At 73.0% G+C, this 18322-nt stretch carries 16 protein-coding genes; 5 read left to right on the top strand and 11 right to left on the bottom strand.

Annotated features, from left to right (window positions below; translation table 11 throughout):
* The first annotated feature begins 12 nt into the window (after positions 1-12).
* Positions 13-990, top strand: coding sequence for a nucleoside hydrolase (locus tag HNR23_RS06055; RefSeq protein ID WP_343070437.1), 978 nt, complete (start codon positions 13-15; stop codon positions 988-990).
* A 96-nt stretch (positions 991-1086) separates the two neighbouring features.
* Here HNR23_RS06055 and HNR23_RS06050 read toward each other — a convergent pair whose 3' ends face one another.
* Complete coding sequence (locus HNR23_RS06050) at positions 1087-1554, bottom strand: DoxX family protein (protein ID WP_184074321.1); 468 nt, start codon at positions 1552-1554, stop codon at positions 1087-1089.
* A 363-nt stretch (positions 1555-1917) separates the two neighbouring features.
* Between HNR23_RS06050 and HNR23_RS06045 the strand changes: the two genes are divergently transcribed.
* A complete protein-coding gene (locus HNR23_RS06045; protein ID WP_184074319.1) occupies positions 1918-2202 on the top strand; it encodes a hypothetical protein in 285 nt (94 codons plus the stop codon).
* A 329-nt stretch (positions 2203-2531) separates the two neighbouring features.
* Complete coding sequence (locus HNR23_RS06040) at positions 2532-4043, top strand: amino acid permease (RefSeq protein WP_184074317.1); 1512 nt, start codon at positions 2532-2534, stop codon at positions 4041-4043.
* A gap of 134 nt (positions 4044-4177) precedes the next feature.
* Here the strand turns inward: HNR23_RS06040 and HNR23_RS06035 are convergent, their stop codons facing one another.
* From HNR23_RS06035 to hutH, 6 genes are all read right to left on the bottom strand, one after another.
* Entirely contained in the window at positions 4178-5278 is a 1101-nt protein-coding gene (locus HNR23_RS06035) for a GNAT family N-acetyltransferase (protein WP_184074315.1), read from the bottom strand.
* 245 nt (positions 5279-5523) lie between these two features.
* On the bottom strand, positions 5524-6735 hold the full coding sequence (gene hutI / locus HNR23_RS06030; protein ID WP_184074313.1) for an imidazolonepropionase: 1212 nt from the start codon (positions 6733-6735) through the stop codon (positions 5524-5526).
* 62 nt (positions 6736-6797) lie between these two features.
* Positions 6798-8288, bottom strand: coding sequence for a formimidoylglutamate deiminase (locus HNR23_RS06025; RefSeq protein WP_184074311.1), 1491 nt, complete (start codon positions 8286-8288; stop codon positions 6798-6800).
* 227 nt (positions 8289-8515) lie between these two features.
* Complete coding sequence (locus tag HNR23_RS06020; protein WP_184079962.1) at positions 8516-9775, bottom strand: allantoate amidohydrolase; 1260 nt, start codon at positions 9773-9775, stop codon at positions 8516-8518.
* A gap of 128 nt (positions 9776-9903) precedes the next feature.
* On the bottom strand, positions 9904-11586 hold the full coding sequence (hutU, locus tag HNR23_RS06015) for a urocanate hydratase (RefSeq protein WP_184074309.1): 1683 nt from the start codon (positions 11584-11586) through the stop codon (positions 9904-9906).
* A 42-nt stretch (positions 11587-11628) separates the two neighbouring features.
* Positions 11629-13173, bottom strand: coding sequence for a histidine ammonia-lyase (gene hutH / locus HNR23_RS06010; RefSeq protein WP_184074307.1), 1545 nt, complete (start codon positions 13171-13173; stop codon positions 11629-11631).
* 147 nt (positions 13174-13320) lie between these two features.
* Between hutH and HNR23_RS06005 the strand changes: the two genes are divergently transcribed.
* Both HNR23_RS06005 and HNR23_RS06000 read left to right on the top strand, forming a co-directional pair.
* Positions 13321-14088 carry an IclR family transcriptional regulator gene (locus HNR23_RS06005; protein ID WP_184074305.1) on the top strand — a complete coding sequence of 256 codons (768 nt, stop codon included), beginning with the start codon at positions 13321-13323 and terminating at the stop codon, positions 14086-14088.
* A gap of 144 nt (positions 14089-14232) precedes the next feature.
* Entirely contained in the window at positions 14233-15048 is an 816-nt protein-coding gene (locus tag HNR23_RS06000; protein WP_184074303.1) for a methyltransferase domain-containing protein, read from the top strand.
* Positions 15049-15165: 117 nt separating this feature from the next.
* Here the strand turns inward: HNR23_RS06000 and HNR23_RS05995 are convergent, their stop codons facing one another.
* The 4 genes from HNR23_RS05995 to HNR23_RS05980 all read right to left on the bottom strand — a co-directional run bounded on the left by HNR23_RS05995 (position 15166) and on the right by HNR23_RS05980 (position 18259).
* A complete protein-coding gene (locus HNR23_RS05995) occupies positions 15166-15537 on the bottom strand; it encodes an RNA polymerase-binding protein RbpA (RefSeq protein WP_017618074.1) in 372 nt (123 codons plus the stop codon).
* Between the two features lie 118 nt (positions 15538-15655).
* On the bottom strand, positions 15656-15892 hold the full coding sequence (gene secG / locus HNR23_RS05990) for a preprotein translocase subunit SecG (protein ID WP_184074301.1): 237 nt from the start codon (positions 15890-15892) through the stop codon (positions 15656-15658).
* A gap of 345 nt (positions 15893-16237) precedes the next feature.
* Complete coding sequence (gene tpiA / locus HNR23_RS05985) at positions 16238-17023, bottom strand: triose-phosphate isomerase (protein ID WP_184074299.1); 786 nt, start codon at positions 17021-17023, stop codon at positions 16238-16240.
* A gap of 48 nt (positions 17024-17071) precedes the next feature.
* Positions 17072-18259, bottom strand: a complete 1188-nt coding sequence (locus HNR23_RS05980) for a phosphoglycerate kinase (RefSeq protein WP_184074297.1) — start codon at positions 18257-18259, stop codon at positions 17072-17074.
* Between the last annotated feature and the right edge of the window lie 63 nt (positions 18260-18322).

Below are 18322 nucleotides of genomic sequence, written 5' to 3'. Positions count from 1 at the left end.
GATGGAGGCGCCGTGGAGCGCACGCCGAGGACCCCTGTTGCGATCGACTGCGACCCGGGGGTGGACGACGCCGTCGCCCTCCTTCTCGCGTTCGCCTCCCCCGAGGTGGAGGTGCGCGGGGTGACCACCGTCGCCGGCAACGTCTCACTGGCCGATGTCGAGCGCAACGCCGCCCGCGTCCTGGACCTGGCCGATGTCCCCGAGGACGTTCCCCTGGTCTCCGGGCTCGACGGCCCGATCGCGCGTCGGCGCCATCTCCGGGACGAACCGGTCCACGGCGAGGGCGGACTCGGCGGGATCGACCTGCCCGGATCCGCGCGCCGCCGCCACCCCGCCCATGCGGTCGACTGGCTGGCGGCCCAGGCTCTGGCCGCGCCCGGCGAGCTGACCCTGATCGCGGTGGGGCCGCTGTCGAACGTGGCGATGCTGCTGCGCCGCCACCCCGAGGCGGGCGCGGCTCTACGGGAGATCGTGGTGATGGGCGGCGCCGCGTTCGTCCAGGGCAACATCACGCCCGCCGCGGAGTTCAACTTCTACTGCGACCCCGAGGCGGCCCGCTGCGTGCTGGAGTCGGGGCTGCCGGTGCGGATCGTGGGCCTGGACGTCACCCGCGCCGCACTGTTCCCGCTCACAGCGGCCGAAGAGCTCAGCGCCCTCCCTGGCGCGGCGGGGGTCGCCGGGCGGCTGCTCGGCGTCTACACGCGGCGCGTCATCGCGGCATCCGGAGCGGCCGGGTCACCGGTGCACGACGCGCTCGCGGTCGCGGCGGTGACCCACCCCGACCTCATCGGCTGGGAGAGCGGCTCCGCCACGGTGGAGTGCCACGGCGAGTACACCCGCGGCGCGCTCGTGGCCGACCTGCGCACCCCCGACCGGGAGCGCACCACCCGGATCGGCCGCACCGTCGACGCCGAGCGGTTCGTCAGGCTGCTCACCGAGCGCCTGTCCGGGTACGCGGACGACGGGAGCGGAGCATCGGGCACCGCCTGATCCGGGCAGCGCGTGCAACGGCGAGTGCCGGGCGCACCCCTTCCTCGGGTGTGCCCGGCACTCACGCGCGGCCGTCCTCCGCGGCCGCGGCCGACGTCAGGCGCCGACGCTCTGAGCCTGCCTGCCCCAGGGCAGCCACCGGTCGACGGCCAGGCGAGCACCGGTGAAGCCCAGTGCGAGGGCGGCGACGCCCATGACGGCCGCCAGCTCGAAGCTCGGCTCGCCGGCCGGGGCGACGAAGGCGTGGCCCTCGGCCAGGTGGTAGAAGACGATGGCGCCGGCCATCTGGAGGGCGAGTGCCACACCGGCCACGGGGAGCGCGAAGCCGATCAGCAGCGCGACGCCTCCGCCGACCTCGATGGCGATGGCGACGATCGCGGCGACCTGCGGCATCGGGATGCCCATCGCGGCGAACATCTGAGCCGTACCGTCCACCCCCATGCCGACCTTCTGCATCCCGTGCAGGATGAACGAGGCGCCGATGACGACGCGTGCGATCAGGGCGGTGACGTCGGCGAGCAGGGTCGTGGTGGGCAGGTTCGTCGACAGAGTCTGTCCTGGCATCGGTCTACTCTCAATCGGTCGGTGTCGGAGACAGGCCCGGGCGGCGTTCCACCCGTATTCTCCCCGGATGCGGAGACTTGAGAAGGAAATATCTTCCCTGGAAGCTACATGCTATGCGAGCCCCACCCCTGCTCACCACGTGTCGGTCGCCACACGGGCGTGACCGATATCCCCTCCCCCCACCCGCCCCATCCGCATCGGACGCGCCCCCGGCTTCGCTAGGCTTCACAGGGGCCACACCGCGCCCCACTTCTGCGTTTCCGGCCTCGAAAAGGGGTTCGCAACACCCCCTGAAGACCCTTCGAACACGTGTATGATCTGGGCACCAGTCCCCAATCCGACAACCGAAGGGATGCCACCGCCGTGGTCACCGAGGTCTTCACGCTCAAGTACTGCGATCCGCACGCACTCCGCGAGGAGAAGGTCGAGGCGACTGAGGTCATCCAGTTCGCCTGGGAGGGCACCGTCCGCGAGGTCGACGCCTGCACCGAGTGCAAGAAGGAGCACGAGACCCGCTTCGAGCCGCTGGTCGACTACTCCCGCCCGGTGAAGAAGCGCCGCGCCACCAAGAAGGCCGAGCCCAAGGCCGCCGCCCCCGAGGCGGAGCCCTCGGCGGACGAGCAGTCGGCCGCAGACTCCGACGCCTGAGTTTCGCCCCCGCACACGCGAAGCCGGTGCAGCGCCCCAGCGCGGCACCGGCTTTCGCGTTCCCCGGCGCCTCCACACCGGATCCGGTCCGGTGCTCCGCCCCACCCCACGCGCCGGCACGGGCGAGCGCCCCCGCCCGAGATGAAGTCGGCCTACATCTTTTCGCCCCCGACGACCCCGTCTACTTCATCTCCACCCGCCGACCGCCGTCTGGAGCAGATGAAGCTAAACGCGGGGTGTTAGTTCGCGTTAAATCCCCGGTAGGATCACCCGACGTTGTTTCATCCCATCCGCCCCACAAGGGCCACGCACGGGCACGGAGGCGCCTCTTGAGCGTTTTACGCAGTTTCACGCGTACCAAGAGCATCGAGCAGTCGATCCGCGACACCGACGAGCCGGGTCATCAGCTCAAGAAGGACCTCAACGGATTCGACCTCATCGTCTTCGGTATCGGTGTCATCATCGGAACCGGCATCTTCGTCGTCACCGGACGCCAGGCCGCGGAGAACGCGGGCCCCGCGATCGTGCTGGCGTTCCTCATCGCCGGGCTCGTGTGCGGGCTCGCCGCGATGTGCTACGCGGAGTTCGCCTCCACCGTGCCCGTGGCCGGCAGCGCCTACACCTTCGGCTACGCGGCACTCGGCGAATTCCTCGCCTGGATCATCGGCTGGGACCTGATCCTGGAGTTCACCCTCGCCGCCTCGGTGGTCGCCGTGGGCTGGTCGGGCTACGCCGGCGATCTGACCGGCGTCCCGACGACGTTCGAGATCGCCGGGCTGACGGTGAACGTCGGCGCGATCCTCATCGTGGTCCTACTCGGCGCCCTCAGCACGCTCGGCACCAAGCTCTCCGGCCGCGTCACGATGGTCATCGTGGCCATCAAGGTCGGCATCGTGCTGCTCATCATCACCGTCGGCGCCTTCTACGTGAAGGCCGCCAACTGGATGCCGTTCATCCCCGAAGCGCGGTCGGTCCCGGCCGAGGAGACCGCGGTCGGGCACACCCCGCTCACCCACCTCCTCTTCGGCCTGGAGCCGACCCAGTACGGCCTGTGGGGCGTCATCACGGCCGCCTCGATCGTCTTCTTCGCCTTCATCGGCTTCGACGTCGTCGCCACCACCGCCGAGGAGACCAAGAACCCCAAGCGGGACATGCCGATCGGCATCTTCGGCTCGCTGATCATCGTGACGGTGCTCTACATGGCCGTCTCGGCGATCATCACCGGCATGCGGCCCTACACGGAGCTGGACACCCCCGCCCCGCTGTCCGAGGCGTTCCGATCGGTCGGCGCCGACTGGGCCGGAACCCTCATCTCGCTCGGCGGCGTCATCGGCATCACCACGGTCATCCTGGTCCTGATGATGGGCCAGGCCCGCGTCGGGTTCGCGATGTCGCGCGACGGCCTGCTGCCGCGCGGCCTGTCCAGGACGCACCCGCGCTACGGCACCCCGTACGTCATGAACATCGCCACCACGGCCGTCGTCGCCGTCCTCGCCGGACTGATCCCGATCGGCACGCTGGAGGAGATGGTCAACATCGGGACGCTGTTCGCGTTCGTGGTCGTGTCCATCGGCGTGATCGTGCTCCGCCGCACCCGGCCCGACCTGCCGCGCGCCTTCCGCGCCCCCTGGGTCCCGGTTCTACCGATCATCGCTGCCCTGGCCTGCGGCTGGCTGATGCTCAACCTGACCGTCGACACCTGGATCCGCTTCCTCGCCTGGATGGCGCTCGGCGTGGCCATCTACCTCGCCTACGGCATGCGCAACAGCCGACTGGGACGTGCCCAGCGCGAGGCGGCGGCCGAGCCGACCGGAAGCGCCGTGCCCCACGACGCCGCCTGATACCCCGGCCACGCCGCCCCTCCGCCGGTCTCGGGATATCGGCCTCCTCCTCACCGGTATCGGGTCGATGTTCCGGCGACCGGCCTCCCGGCGACCGGCACCGCCGAGATCACCGGAGGGGCGGCGGCCGCGTGTCAGCCGAGGGCGGCGTTGGGCGACCCGGCCTGGCTCAGCAGGCTCATCAGGCGCCCCGGCCGCCGCGACGGCACCGTGCCGGCGACCGGCAGGCGGGCCTGGACGACGCCGTCACGCGGGGGGCCCACCGACGCCCCCAGGCGCCGCATGATCCGCAGCATCGACCTGTTCCCGGGAGTGGTCTCGGCGCGCACCTCCGCCAGCCCCCAGTCGGCCGCGATGGCGGTGAGCGCCCGCGCCAGAGCGGTCCCCACCCCCGTCTGCTGCCAGGCGTCCTCGACCAGGAAGGCCATCTCGCCCACCCCCGGGTCCAGCGTGTACATCAGGTGGGCGAGGGCCACGGGCTCGCCGCCCTTGAGCGACCGCGCCGCCAGGGTCAGGCCGCGTTCGGGGTCGCAGAAGACACCGAGCATCCGCGGACTGAGCTCGCGCACGCTGGAGAAGTAGCGGCGCCGCGTCGTCTCCGCCGAGCAGCGCCGGTGCAGGCGCTGCAGTGCGGCGGCGTCGCCCGTCCCCACCTGCCAGACGTACAGGTCGGTGCCGCGGTGGGTGACGACGGCGCCGTCGGTGGGGGCCGGGCCCGCAGACGGCAGCACGGAGCGGACCATCGCGTCGGCGCGGGCCGACTCGGTCCAGGTGAACGGCCGATCCTCGCGGCGGAGCCGCACCCCCCGCAGCGGCCCGACGGGCACCAGCAGCGTGCTCTCGGGCTCCTCGGGGAACTCGGCCACGGGCTTGGTGAGGTTGGTCCACCGTGCGTCGTCGGCGAGCAGCAGCTCGGCCAGTGCCTCGGGCAGGCGGTTGGGCTCGCGCTGCAGCTTCGCCGTGAGGAGCAGGGCACGGGTGACGTCGTCGCCGACTTCGCGGCGTTCGGCGGGAGCGGCCACGACGGAGTCGGTGACGCTGCTCCGGCCGACGGCGCGCAGCAGCGAGTGGTGCTCTCCCGGAACGTCGACGATGAACTCGTCGACCACCCCGGCGGCGTCGGTGTGGATGGACAGGCCCACGATGTTGCCGCCGTGGGCGGCCATCGTCCCGACCACCCCGGCGAGCTGGCCGGGACGGTCTTCGACGACCGTACGGATCCGCCACAGGGTCATGAGCACTCCCTTTGCACGTGGGCGCTCCCCGCGGCGGCACGACGGCGGGCCAGCAGCGGGGAGCGCCGATTCGCTCCGAGTCTGATTACCCTATGTTTCGATCAGGCTACGGGCCGGTTAGGGGTGGGTTCAACCCCGAATCCTCGGCGGTGCAAGGCTTCGCGGCCGCCCTTCGGGGCTCGCCCACCTCCCGGCGGGCGGCACAGCGGGTCACTCGGAGTGACGAATGCGGAGGTCAGAACGGGTCACGGGCGTCCGCTGACGAGTTCTCCGTCCTTCCACACCGCCGCGACCTGCGGCACACCCGGACGGTAGGCCAGGTAGATGTGGTTGGGGGCGTCCAGCAGGGCGAAGTCGGCACGGGCGCCCACCCCCAGGTGCCCCACGTCGGTACGGCGCAGGGCGCGGGCGCCGCCCACCGTCGCCGCCCGCAGCGCCTCGTCCGGCGTCATCCGCATCTCGCGTACCGCCAGGGCGATGCAGAAGGCCATGCTGGAGGTGAAGCAGGACCCGGGGTTGCAGTCCCCGGCCAGGGCGACCGCGGCGCCGGCGTCGAGGAGGGCACGGGCGTCGGGGTAGGGCTGGCGGGTGGAGAAGTCCACCCCGGGGAGGAGGGTAGCGACCGTGCCCTCGCCGCCCTCGGCCGACTGGGCGAGGGCGTCCACGTCCTCGGGTGCGAGGTGGGTGCAGTGGTCCACCGAGGCGGCGCCGACCTCGACGGCCAGTCGCACGCCCGGCCCGGGGCCCAGCTGGTTGCCGTGTACGCGGGCGAGCAGCCCGCGCTCCTGTCCGGCGGTGAGGACGCGGCGCGATGCCTCCTCGTCGAACGCGCCGCGCTCACAGAACACGTCGATCCAGCGGGCGTGCGGGGCGCACGCGTCCAGCATCGGCCCGGTGACGAGGTCGACGTAGCCGGCGGGGTCCTCGGCGTACTCGGGCGGGACGACGTGTGCTCCGAGGAAGGTGACCTCGTCGGTGACCCTCCCGGCGATCCGCAGGGAACGCTCCTCGTCGGTGACGCTGAGCCCGTAGCCCGACTTGACCTCCAGCGTCGTGGTGCCCTGTGCATGGGCCTCACGCAGCAGGCGGGTGGCGTTGCCCAGCAGGTCGGCGTCGCCGGCCGCGCGCGTGGCGGCGACGGTGGTGCGGATGCCGCCGGCCTCATAGGGCCGCCCGCTCATCCGGGCGGCGAACTCGCGGCTGCGGTCACCGGCGAAGACGATGTGGGAGTGGCTGTCGACGAAGCCGGGGATGACGCACCGCCCGGCCGCGTCCACGCGGACGTCGGCCCGGGGCGCCCGTGCGGATGGGCCCACCCAGGCGACGCGGCCGCCCTCGACGATCAGGGCGGCGTCGGCGACCTCCCCCAGCGGCCCCTCCCCCAGCGCGGGGTCGTTGGTGACGAGGCTGCCGATCCCGTCGATCAGCACGGCGGCCGGGGCGGAGGGTGCGGTCATGTGCGGGGCTCCTTCTGGTCGGACCTGTCGATTCCGGAGGGGTTTCACCGGGGCCGGGAGGGTCAGGCGTACAGCGCGGTGATAGCGGCGTCGAGCTCGCGGGCGGTGTCGGGGATCGCGGTGTGCACGCCGTCGCGGACGATCCACCGGCCGTCGGCCATGACGTGCCGGACGTCGGCCGCGGTGGCGGCGAACACGACGGCGTCGCTGGCACGGGCGGGGTCGAGGCCGGCGAGCCGGACACCGTCGAGACCGATGGTGACGAGGTCGGCCCGGGCACCGGTGGTGAGCACCCCGGCCACGGTGCCGGGGCCCCAGCCGAGGGAGGCGTGCCCGTGCCGGGTGGCGGCATCGCGCAGCGCCCTCGGGGTGAGCGTGCCGCGGCGCCCGGTGCGCAGGCGCTCATGCAGCTCGGCTCCGCGCATCTCCTCGAACATGTCGATCTGCGCGTGCTGGTCGGTGCCCAGCGACAGGGGCGCGGGCGCGGTGCCGCCGGGGAACCCCGCGGACACCAGGTCGCCGGTGCGGGCGATGCCGTCGGCGAGGTCGCGCTCGGTCGTCAGGCACAGGCAGACGGTGGAGCCGGCCGCCCGGATCGCGCCGACGTCGGCGTCGGTGAGGTGGGTGGCGTGCACCAGGCTGGTGCGCCGCCCCAGCGCCCCGGAGTCGGCGAGCAGAGCGGTGGGGGTGCGGCCGTAGGCGGCCAGGCACGCGGTGTTCTCGGCGGGCTGCTCGGAGAGGTGGACGTGCAGGGGCGCCCGGTGTGCGTCGGCCCAGGCCGCGACCTCGGGGATCTGCGCGGCGGGGACGGCGCGCACCGAGTGCACGGCCGCGCCGAGCAGGGCGTGGTCGCCCTGCGGGGTGTAGGCGTCCACGCGCGCGGCCCAGGTGTCGGCGTCGCCGTCGCCGAACCGCAGCTGGGGGCCGTCCAGGGGCAGGTGTTCGCCGTCGGCGGACAGCCCGCCCGACAGGTAGCAGGTGTCCAGGAGGGTGATGCGGATCCCGGCGTCGGCGGCGGCGGCGACCAGGGCCGCTCCCATGGCGTTGGGATCGGCGTAGCGGGCGCCGCCGCGGTCGTGGTGCAGGTAGTGGAACTCGCCGACGCAGGTGATCCCGGCGAGCGCCATCTCCGCGTAGACCGCGCGGGCCAGCCGGTGGTAGGAGTCGGGGGTGAGCCGGTCCGCGACCGCGTACATCCGCTCGCGCCACGTCCAGAACGAGCCGCCGTCGGCGTGGGTGCGCCCGCGCAGCGCCCGGTGGAAGGCGTGGGAGTGGGCGTTGGCCAGCCCGGCCATGGTGAGCCCGGGCAGGTGCTCGGCATCGGCCGGGGGCGGGGTGCCGGGGGTGACCGACGCGATGCGGCCGACCGCGTCGACCTCGATCAGGACGTCGGCCGCGACGGGCGCGTCCTCACCGCCGGTCCAGGCCCACGCGCACCAGTAGCGGCGCACGGCGCGGCCGGGCGCCGGCCGCGTGGGCGCTGTGCCTTCCGGAGCCGGCTCCGCACGGCCGCTGTGCGGTCGGCGGCCGCCGGAGGCGGGGTCGATGCTCATGCCGACCTACCTTCCCGACCTGCCCGAGTGCGCCCGCGCGCACGGGTTCCGGGAGCGCCGTGCGGTGTCCTGCCGCAGGGTCTGCTGCTCACGCGTGATCTCCCTGTTCTCGTCGCCTGCTCGTCGTCTGGGTCGGACCGCGATGGCCGCGCGGGCCGCCTTGCGGCATCGCCGGTCCCGGTCGCGCCCGCGGCCCGGTGCGGCCGGGGGCCGTTGTGGCGGGGCGCTCAGCCCCGCCCCGCGGCGCCGGGCGTCTCCGCCCCCCGTCGCCCTTCCGCCAAGAGGTCGGCGAGGACGTCGGCGAGGGCGGTGACACCCTGGTGGCAGTCGTCGGGGCGGGCGAACTCCTGGGGTGCGTGCGAGATGCCGGTGGGGTTGCGGACGAACACCATCGCGGTCGGAACCGAGGAGGCGAGGACGCCGGCGTCGTGCCCGGCTCCCGTCGGCAGCACGGGGACCGGGCGGTCGGCGGTGCCGATCACGGAGGCGACGCGGTCGCGCAGAGCGGCGTCCAGGTCGACGACGGGGGTGTAGGACTCCTCGTAGCGGGCGTGGAAGACATCGTGCGCGGCCGCGGCGCTGCGGGCGGCGGCGTCGACGTGGTCGACCACCGCGCGCAGGGTCGCCTCGTCGGGGGCTCGGGCGTCGAGCCACGTCCGCACCCGGCTGGGGATCGCGTTGGTGCCGTTGGGCGCCACGTGCACCTTGCCGATGGTGGCGACCGCGTCGTGCGCCTTGGCCGCGGCGCGCGCGGCCAGCACGGTCTGGGCGAAGGGCAGCATCGGGTCCTTGCGGTCGGCCAGGCGGGTGGTGCCGGCGTGGTCGCCCTGGCCGGTGAAGTCCATCCGCCACCGGCCGTGCGGCCACACGGAGCCGGCGACCCCGACGGCGGAGTCGGTGTGGATGAGCGCGGTGCCCTGTTCGACGTGGAGCTCGATGAAGACGCCGATGCGGCCCAGCAGGTCGGGGTCGGCGCCGATACGGGCGGGGTCGTGTCCGGCCTGCTCCATGGCGCGTTCCCAGGTGACGCCGTCGGCGTCGGTCAGGCCCAGCGCCCGCTCGGCGGTGATGGCGCCGGTGAGCAGCCGGCTGCCCAGGCACGGCACGCCGAAGCGGGCGCCCTCCTCCTCCACGAAGACGGTCACGGCGAACGGGCGGTCCGGACGCACCCCGCGCCGTTTGAGCTCGTCGACCGCGGCCAGCGCGCTGACCACGCCGAGCGGCCCGTCGAAGGCGCCGCCATCCGGGACGGAGTCCAGGTGGGAGCCGGTGACCACGGCGTCGGGGCCGGGGTCGCCCCACCACGCCCACAGGTTGCCGTTCCGGTCGGTCTCGACGGTCAGCCCGCGGGCGGCCGCCGCGTCGGTGAACCACGCGCGCACATCGGCGTCGGCCTCCCCCCAGGAGAAGCGCCGGTAGCCGCCGGTGGTCCGGTTGCGGCCCAGGGGCTGCAGTTCCGCCCAGAGTCGATCGAAGCCCTCGCTCATACCCGCCCTGTCCTCGTCCTCGTCGTCGCCGGTGCCCGGCTGGCACTGGTGGTGGTCATGCCGCTCGGCGGTGCCGGGGCCGGGGAAGATCGGCCCCGGCACCGCTCGGGGGCGGCGCCTCGGTCGGCTCAGCCCTCGCTCATCGGAACGCGCACCCCGTGCTGCCGGGCGACCGCTTCGGCCTCGGGGTAGCCGGCGTCGACGTGCCGGATGACCCCCATGGCCGGATCGTTGGTGAGCACCCGCTCCAGCTTCATCGCCGCCAGTTCGGTGCCGTCGGCGACACTGACCTGGCCGGCGTGGATCGAGCGTCCCATGCCGACCCCGCCGCCGTGGTGGATGGACACCCACGACGCGCCGGAGGCGGTGTTGACCAGAGCGTTGAGCAGCGGCCAGTCGGCGATCGCGTCGGAGCCGTCCTTCATCCCCTCGGTTTCGCGGTAGGGGGAGGCGACCGAACCGGTGTCGAGGTGGTCGCGGCCGATCGCCAGGGGGGCGCTGATCTCACCGGAGGCGACGAGCTCGTTGAAGCGCTGCCCCGCGGCCGCGCGCTCGCCCTGGCCCAGCCAGCAGATGCGGGCGGGCAGCCCCTGGTAGGCGACGCGCTGCCCGGCCATGCGGATCCACCGGGTGAGGTGCTCGTTCTCGGGGAACAGGTCGCAGACGGCCCGGTCGGTGCGGGCGATGTCGGCGGGGTCGCCGGACAGCGCCGCCCATCGGAACGGGCCCTTGCCCTCGCAGAACAGCGGGCGGATGTAGGCGGGGACGAAGCCGGGGAAGTCGAAGGCGCGGGTGTACCCGGCCAGTTTGGCCTCGCCCCGGATGGAGTTGCCGTAGTCGAAGACTTCGGCACCGGCGTCCATGAAGCCGACCATCGCCTCGACGTGCCGGGCCATGGAGGCGCGGGCGCGCTCGGTGAACTCCTGGGGCTTGGCGGCGGCGTAGTCGTGCCACTCCGCGAACGGCACCCCGGCGGGCAGGTAGGCCAGCGGGTCGTGGGCGGAGGTCTGGTCGGTGACGATGTCGATGGGCGCGCCGCGGCGCAGCATCTCCGGCAGGACTTCCGCGGCGTTGCCCAGCAGGCCGATGGAGAGCGGTCGGCGGGCGTCGCGCGCCTCCACGGCCAGGCGCAGCGCCTCGTCGATGCTGTCGGTGCGCACGTCGAGGTAGCGGTGCTCGATGCGGCGGTCGATGCGGCTGGTGTCGCACTCCACCACGATGGCGACGCCGTCGTTCATGGTGACGGCGAGCGGCTGGGCGCCGCCCATGCCGCCGAGGCCCGCGGTCAGTGTGATGGTCCCGGCCAGCGTCCCGACGCCGGTTCCCGCGAGCTTGGCGGCGACCGCCCCGAAGGTCTCGTAGGTGCCCTGCAGGATGCCCTGGGTGCCGATGTAGATCCAGGATCCGGCGGTCATCTGGCCGTACATGGTCAGGCCGAGCGCCTCCAGGCGGCGGAACTCCTCCCAGTCGGCCCAGTCACCGACGAGGTTGCTGTTGGCGATGAGGACGCGCGGTGCCCACTCGTGGGTCCGCATGATGCCGACGGGTCGGCCGGACTGGACCAGCAGCGTCTCGTCGGCCTCCAGGTCGCGCAGGGAGGCGGAGATGCGGTCGAAGCTGCGCCAGTCGCGGGCGGCGCGGCCGGTGCCGCCGTAGACGACGAGGTCGTCGGGGTGCTCGGCGACCTCGGGGTCGAGGTTGTTGTGGAGCATGCGCAGGGCGGCCTCCTGCGGCCAGCCCTTCGCCGAGATCGCGGTGCCGCGCGGGGCGCGCACGGGGCGCGGGCCGGAGGTCGCGTGGTGGGTCGTCATGGTCGTGGTTTCCCTTTCCCCTTCTGGGTCGTGTGGGGTGGGTCAGGCGAGCGGGGTGACGGATTCGGCGGCGCCGATCACGGAGCCGTCGGTGATGAGGTCGGCGACCGCGTCGATCTCGGGCGCCAGGTAGCGGTCGGGGCCGGGGCCCGGGACCTGTTCGCGCAGGGTGCGAAGGACGGCGCCGGTGGCCGGCGCGGGCAGCAGGGGGGCGCGCAGGTCCAGCGCGCGGGCCGCGGTGAGCAGTTCCACGGCCAGGACCCGGGTCAGGCCGTCCACGGCACGGCGGAGCTTGCGCGCGGCCGACCAGCCCATGGAGACGTGGTCCTCCTGCATGGCCGAGCTGGGGATGGAGTCGACACTGGCGGGTGCGGCCAGGCGCTTGAGCTCCGAGACGATCGCGGCCTGGGTGTACTGGGCGATCATGTGCCCGGAGTCCACGCCGGGGTCGTCGGCGAGGAAGGCCGGCAGGCCGTGGGACCGGGCGACGTCGAGCATGCGGTCGGTGCGGCGCTCGGCGATGGAGGCGAGGTCGGCGACGGCGATGGCCAGGAAGTCCAGCGCGTAGCCGACGGGGGCGCCGTGGAAGTTGCCGTTGGACTCGACCCGGCCGTCGTCCAGGACGACGGGGTTGTCGATGACCGCGGCGAGTTCGCGCAGCGCCACGTTGCGGGCGTGGTCGAGGGTGTCGCGGACGGCGCCGGTGACCTGCGGGGCGCAGCGCAGCGAGTAGGCGTCCTGGACGCGGGTGCAGTCGGGACCGCGGTGCGAGGCGACGATGGGCGAGTCGGCCAGCAGGTTGCGCATGTTGCGCGCCGAGGCGGCCTGGCCGGGGTGCGGGCGCAGCTCCTGCAGGTCGGCGGCGAAGACGCGGTCGGTACCGAGCAGCGCCTCGACGCTCATGGCGGCGCCGATGTCGGAGACGCGCACCAGCCGGTCGAGGTCGTGGCAGGCCAGCAGGAGCATGCCGAGCATGCCGTCGGTGCCGTTGATGAGGGCGAGCCCCTCCTTGGCGCCGAGCTCGACCGGGCTCAGCCCGGCGGCGTGCAGTGCGGTGGAGGCGGGGGTGAGAGTGCCGTCGGCGGTGCGCACCTCGCCCTCCCCCATGAGCGCGAGCGCGATGTGGGACAGCGGGGCGAGGTCGCCGGAGCAGCCGAGGCTGCCGTACTCGCGCACGACGGGGGCGATGCCGGAGTTGAGCATCCCGGCCAGGGTCTCGGCGGTCTCGACCTGGACGCCGGTGTTGCCGGAGGTCAGGGTCCGCAGCCGCAGCAGCATCAGCGCGCGGACCACCTCGCGCTCGACCTCGCCCCCGGTGCCGGCGGCGTGCGAGCGGATCAGCGAGCGCTGCAGCTTGGCGCGCAGGTCGGGTGCGATGTGCCGGGTGGCGAGCGCGCCGAACCCGGTGCTCACGCCGTAGGCGGGGACCTCGCCCTCGGCCAGCGCCCGCACCCGCTCGCGCCCCTCGGTCAGGGCCTTGCGCGCGTCGTCGGTGATACGGACCCGCGCGCCGCCTCGGGCGACGGCGACGACGTCCTGGGGGCTCAGCGGCTCTCGGCCGACCGGAATCTCATGGGTGGTGGACATGTACCCATCGCACACCCTTCGCACCGTTCTCGCGAGGGCCGACACAGCAGTTCTGTCTGATGTTTCAGACAGTGCCCGCGTCGACGATCTCCGGCTCGCAGCGCCGATCGTCCGACGGCACGGCGCCTCCATGGCACAATCGGCGCCATGACCCACGTTCCGGCGGCCACCCGGGCACTCCGGTTGCTCAGGTTTCTCGCGACGCGTCCCGGCCCGGTGTCGGCGACGTCCATCGCGGCGGAGCTGCGGCTCCCGCGGTCAAGCGTGTACCAGCTGCTGGAAGCCATGGCCGAAGAAGGGTTCGTCACCCACCTGCCCGAGGAGCACCGCTGGGGGCTGGGCCTGGCCGCCTTCGAGATCGGATCGGCCTACCTGCGCCACGACCCGCTGGAACGCCTGGCCCGTCCGCTGCTGGCGCGGCTCAGCGAGGAGACCGGCGCCACCGCGCACCTCGGCGTGCTGCACGGCGCCGACACGCTCTACCTGCTCAAGGAGACGCCCCCGCACGCGCCGACGCTGATCACCGGCGTGGGTGTGCGCCTGCCCGCCCACCTCACCGCCTCCGGCCGCGCCCTCCTCGCGCATCTGCCCCGCGCCCAGGTGCGGGCGCTCTACCCCGGGGCCGACAGCTTCGTCGACCGAACCGGCTCCGGCCCGGCCTCCCCCTCGGAGCTGCGCGAACTGCTCGGCAGCGAGCGCCGCCAAGGGTACGCGACCGAAGAGGGCCAGGTGACCGAGGGATTCTCGTCGGTGGCGGCGGCCTCGTTCGACCACAACGGCGTCCCCGTCGCCGCGATCAGCCTCACCGTCCCCAGCGCGCGCCCGGTCACCCCGGCCGCGCTGGCCGGCCGCGCCCGCGACGCCGCCGGCGAACTCACCCGTCGTCTGGGCGGCAGGCCGCCCGAGTCGGCCTGAGAGCGTGACCGGGAGGCGCCGGCGCGGCACACGGCGCCCCGCGGGAGTTCGCCACGGGGTACAACCGGACATGGAGGAGTCCCGACGGATCGCCTCGGCGGCCCACGAGCGGCATGGTGCCACCGCGGCGGCGGATGAAAGCGGGTGAGTGTCATCGACGGCACCCGGGCGTTCGACGACCTGGCCGAGTTCTACCGGCGCTACCGGCCCGGGTACCCCCGGGCCGCGCTGGAGCACGTCACCGCCTACGTGCACGAGGGCATCGCCCCGCACGGCCGCGGCCCGGCCCTGCTCATCGACGTGGGCGCGGGCACGGGGATCTCGGCCCGCGCCCTGCGCGCCGCCTTCGGCTCCGAGCCCGAGATCGTCGGTGTGGAGCCTGGTGAGGGGATGCGCGCGGCCGCCGAGTCCGAGCACGGCCCCGGCGGCCCCCGCGAGGCGATGGACATCCGGTTCCGCGCGGGCACCGCGGAGGAGCTGCCCGCCGCCACCGGGACCGCCGCCCTGGTCATGGCGGCACAGGCCGCGCACTGGTTCGACCGCCCGGTGTTCTACGCCGAAGCGGTACGGACGCTGCACCCCGGCGGAGCACTGGCGCTGATGGCCAACGACAGGGACTGGGAGCGCAGCGCACTCGTCGACGACTACGAGTCGTTCATCGAGCGCCACGGCGACGGGTACTCGCGCCGCTACCGGGACATCGACTTCACCGCCGAACTCGACCGGGTCGACGGGCTCGGCGACGCCGTCGACACCACGACGCCCTGGGTGCGCGAGCTCGACGCGGAGGCCTTCATCGGCATGGCGCTGTCCACCACCATGGTGCGCCCCATCGTGCGGCGGATGGGCCGGGAGCGGATCACGGCCGAGCTGCGCGCCCTGCTGGAGGCCCACGGCGCCGCCGAACGGGTCGAGCTCCCCTACGTCACCCGCCTGCATCTGCGCCGACGGCACCCGTGACCGGTCGGACGCGCACGGACACGACGACGGCGCCGCCTCCCCCGAAAGAGGAGGCGGCGCCGCGAAGTCGACAACGACCCCGGTTGCCGGCGACGTGCCGGTCGACGCTCGTCGGCGCTAGTTGGCGTTGGCCCGCATGTAGGCCTCGACCTCGGCACGATCGGCGCGAAGCTTGGCCAGCGCCTCGTCGAGGATGGCCTGGCCCTCCTCGTCGCTACGCCGCTCCTTCACGTAGGCCAGGTGCGTCTTGTACGGCTCGGTACGCGGCGGAGCCGGGGGGTTGTGCGGGTCCTTGCCCGCGGGGAAGCCGCACCGGGGGCAGTCCCACTCCTCGGGAACCTGGGCCTCGTGCGCGAAGCTCGGCACGACCTCATGATTGTTGGCGCAGTAGAACGGGACCCGGATACGCGGCGCGGACTCGCCGCGCTCGGCCTCGCCCATGGGACCGGCGCCGACGCGGCTGCCACGGATGGCGCTGCCACTACCCACGAAAAACTCCTTCGGCGGACATACCCCACGAAGGGGGAAAGACGAACACGCGCCCCGCACCGCGGCGGGGCGCGTACGACGCACCCCCGCACCGCGCGGGTGCGAGGCGCTGACGGACCTACACGCCCCGGTTGATGAGCAGACCGAGCGCGACCACGCACACGATCCACACGAGACCAGTGGCGATCGTCAGCCGGTCGAGGTTGCGCTCCACCACCGACGATCCGCCCAGCGAAGACGTCACACCGCCGCCGAACAGGTCGGAGAGGCCACCGCCCTTGCCCTTGTGGAGGAGCACCAGCAGGATCAGCAGCACGCTGCAGAGCATCACGACAATGGACAGACCGAGGATCACGCTCTCACCCGTAACTCGACCCCGACGAGGGGGAATTGACGACCTTGATCCAACGACCGCAGGAGGACCCAGCCGAAGCGGGGCCATAGGCCTTGACGGAGGAGGGACCGGGGACGTTGCTCGATTTTACCGCGTGCCACAACGACACACGGACACTGCAGGAAAATACCTTCCGCGCAGTCTAACGTGCACGGAGGGCCGTTCCGTTCCGGCACCAGGGGCGCGAACGGCGTTCAGCTCCCGAGCGGTCCGGTCACCCGCACCGGCGGATCCGCGAAAGCAGCCGCAGCCACGCGGCCGGGGTCGCGTGGCTGCAACCGTTCAGAACCGCTCAGTAGCGGTATATCACTTCTCCTTGCCGAGGCGGGCCAGTTTCGCGAACTCCTCGGCCTTGAGGCTGGCACCGCCGACGAGCGCGCCGTCGACGTCGCTCTTGGCCATGATCCCGGCGATGTTGTCCGCCTTGACCGAACCGCCGTAGAGGACGCGCGTCTCGCGGGAGATCTCCGGGGTGTAGAGCTCGCCGACGCGGGTGCGCAGGGCCGCGCAGACCTCCTGGGCGTCCTCCGGCGTGGCGACCTCGCCCGTTCCGATGGCCCAGACCGGCTCGTAGGCGATGACCAGCCGGGCCGCCTGCTCGGCCGTGACGTCCTTGAGCGCGCCGTCGAGCTGGGCCAGCGTGTGGGCGACGTGCTCGCCCGCCTTGCGGACCTCCAGGCCCTCGCCCAGGCAGAGGATCGGTGTGATGTCGTTGGCGAACGCCGCCTTGACCTTCGCGTTGACGATCGCGTCGTCCTCGTGGTGGTACTGGCGCCGCTCGGAGTGCCCGGCCAGTGCGTAGGCACAACCGAGCTTGGCCAGCATCGCGCCGGACACCTCACCGGTGTAGGCACCCTTGTCGTGCTCGGAGATGTCCTGGGCGCCGTAGCCGATCCGGAGCTTGTCGCCGTCGACCAGGGTCTGCACGGTCCGCAGGTTGGTGAACGGGGGCAGGACCACGACATCGGCGGCGTCGAAGTCGGCGTCGGTCAGGGCGAACGCCAGCTTCTGCACGAGCGCGATCGACTCAAGGTGGTTGTTGTTCAGCTTCCAGTTGCCCGCGATCAGCGGTTTGCGCTTGGCGTTGGCCATGGTGTCTTCGTGTCCTCGGCTGCTGTGGTGGGCGTCGTTCACAAGGGGTCAGTCGTCGAGAGCCTGGATACCCGGCAGGGTCTTGCCCTCCAGGTACTCCAGGCTCGCGCCGCCGCCGGTCGAGATGTGCCCGAAGGCCTTCTCGTCGAAGCCGAGCGCGCGGACGGCGGCGGCGGAGTCCCCGCCGCCGACGACGGTGAACGCGCCGGAACCGACGAGCGCCTCGGCCAGGCCGCGGGTGCCGTGCGAATAGGGTTCCATCTCGAAGACGCCCATGGGGCCGTTCCAGAAGATGGTGCGGGTGTCGGCCAGCTTGGCGGCGAAGAGCTCGACACTCTTGGGCCCGATGTCCAGACCCATGCGGTCGGCGGGGATGGCGTCGGCGTCGACCGGCCCGTGCGGGGCGTCGGCGGAGAACGACTCCGCGGCGACGACGTCCACGGGAAGCACGATCTCCACGCCCTTGTCCCGGGCGCGCCGCAGGTAGCCCCGGACCGTCTCGACCTGGTCGGCCTCCAGCAGGCTGCCGCCGACCTCGTACCCCTGGGCCTTGAGGAAGGTGAACACCATGCCGCCGCCGATGATGAGGCGGTCGGCGGTGTCGATCAGGTTGTCGATGACGTCGAGCTTGTCGGAGACCTTCGCACCGCCCAGGACCACGGCGTAGGGCCGCTCGGGGTCGGTGGTCAGCCTGCGCAGCACCTCGACCTCGGCGAGCACCAGCCCGCCGACGGCGTGCGGGAGCCGCCGGGGCAGGTCGTAGACGCTGGCGTGCCTGCGGTGCACGGCGCCGAAGCCGTCGCCGACGTACAGGTCGGCGAGGGCGGCCAGGCGGTCGGCGAAGGCGCCGCGCTCGGCATCGTCCTTGCTGGTCTCCCCCGCCTCGAAGCGCAGGTTCTCCAGCAGCGCGACCTCGCCGTCGACCAGGGCGGCGGTCACCGCGGCGGCGGAGTCACCGGCGGTGTCCGCCGCGAAGGCGACCTCGGTGCCCAGGAGCTCGCCGAGCCGGACGGCCACGGGGCGCAGCGTGTACTGGGGGTCGGGCGCGCCCTTGGGACGGCCGAGGTGGGCGGCGACGATGACGCGGGCACCCCGCTCACGCAGCTTGGCGATGGTGGGCAGGGCGGCGCGGATCCGGCCGTCGTCGGTGATGCGGTCACCGTCGATGGGGACGTTAAGGTCGGCCCGGACGAACACGCGCTTGCCGGAGACGTCGAGGTCGTCGATCGTCCGCATGTGAGTACTCTCCTTGCTTCCGCGGTGAGGGCCGCGGCACCGCGCCCGTGGGGAACCGCCCCC

Origin of the sequence: Nocardiopsis mwathae (assembly GCF_014201195.1) — a bacterium.
In the GTDB taxonomy this organism is placed as follows: Bacteria; Actinomycetota; Actinomycetes; order Streptosporangiales; family Streptosporangiaceae; genus Nocardiopsis_C; species Nocardiopsis_C mwathae.
The sequence above is the reverse complement of the archived record's forward strand: the minus strand, read 5'-3'. Positions and strand labels throughout refer to the sequence as shown.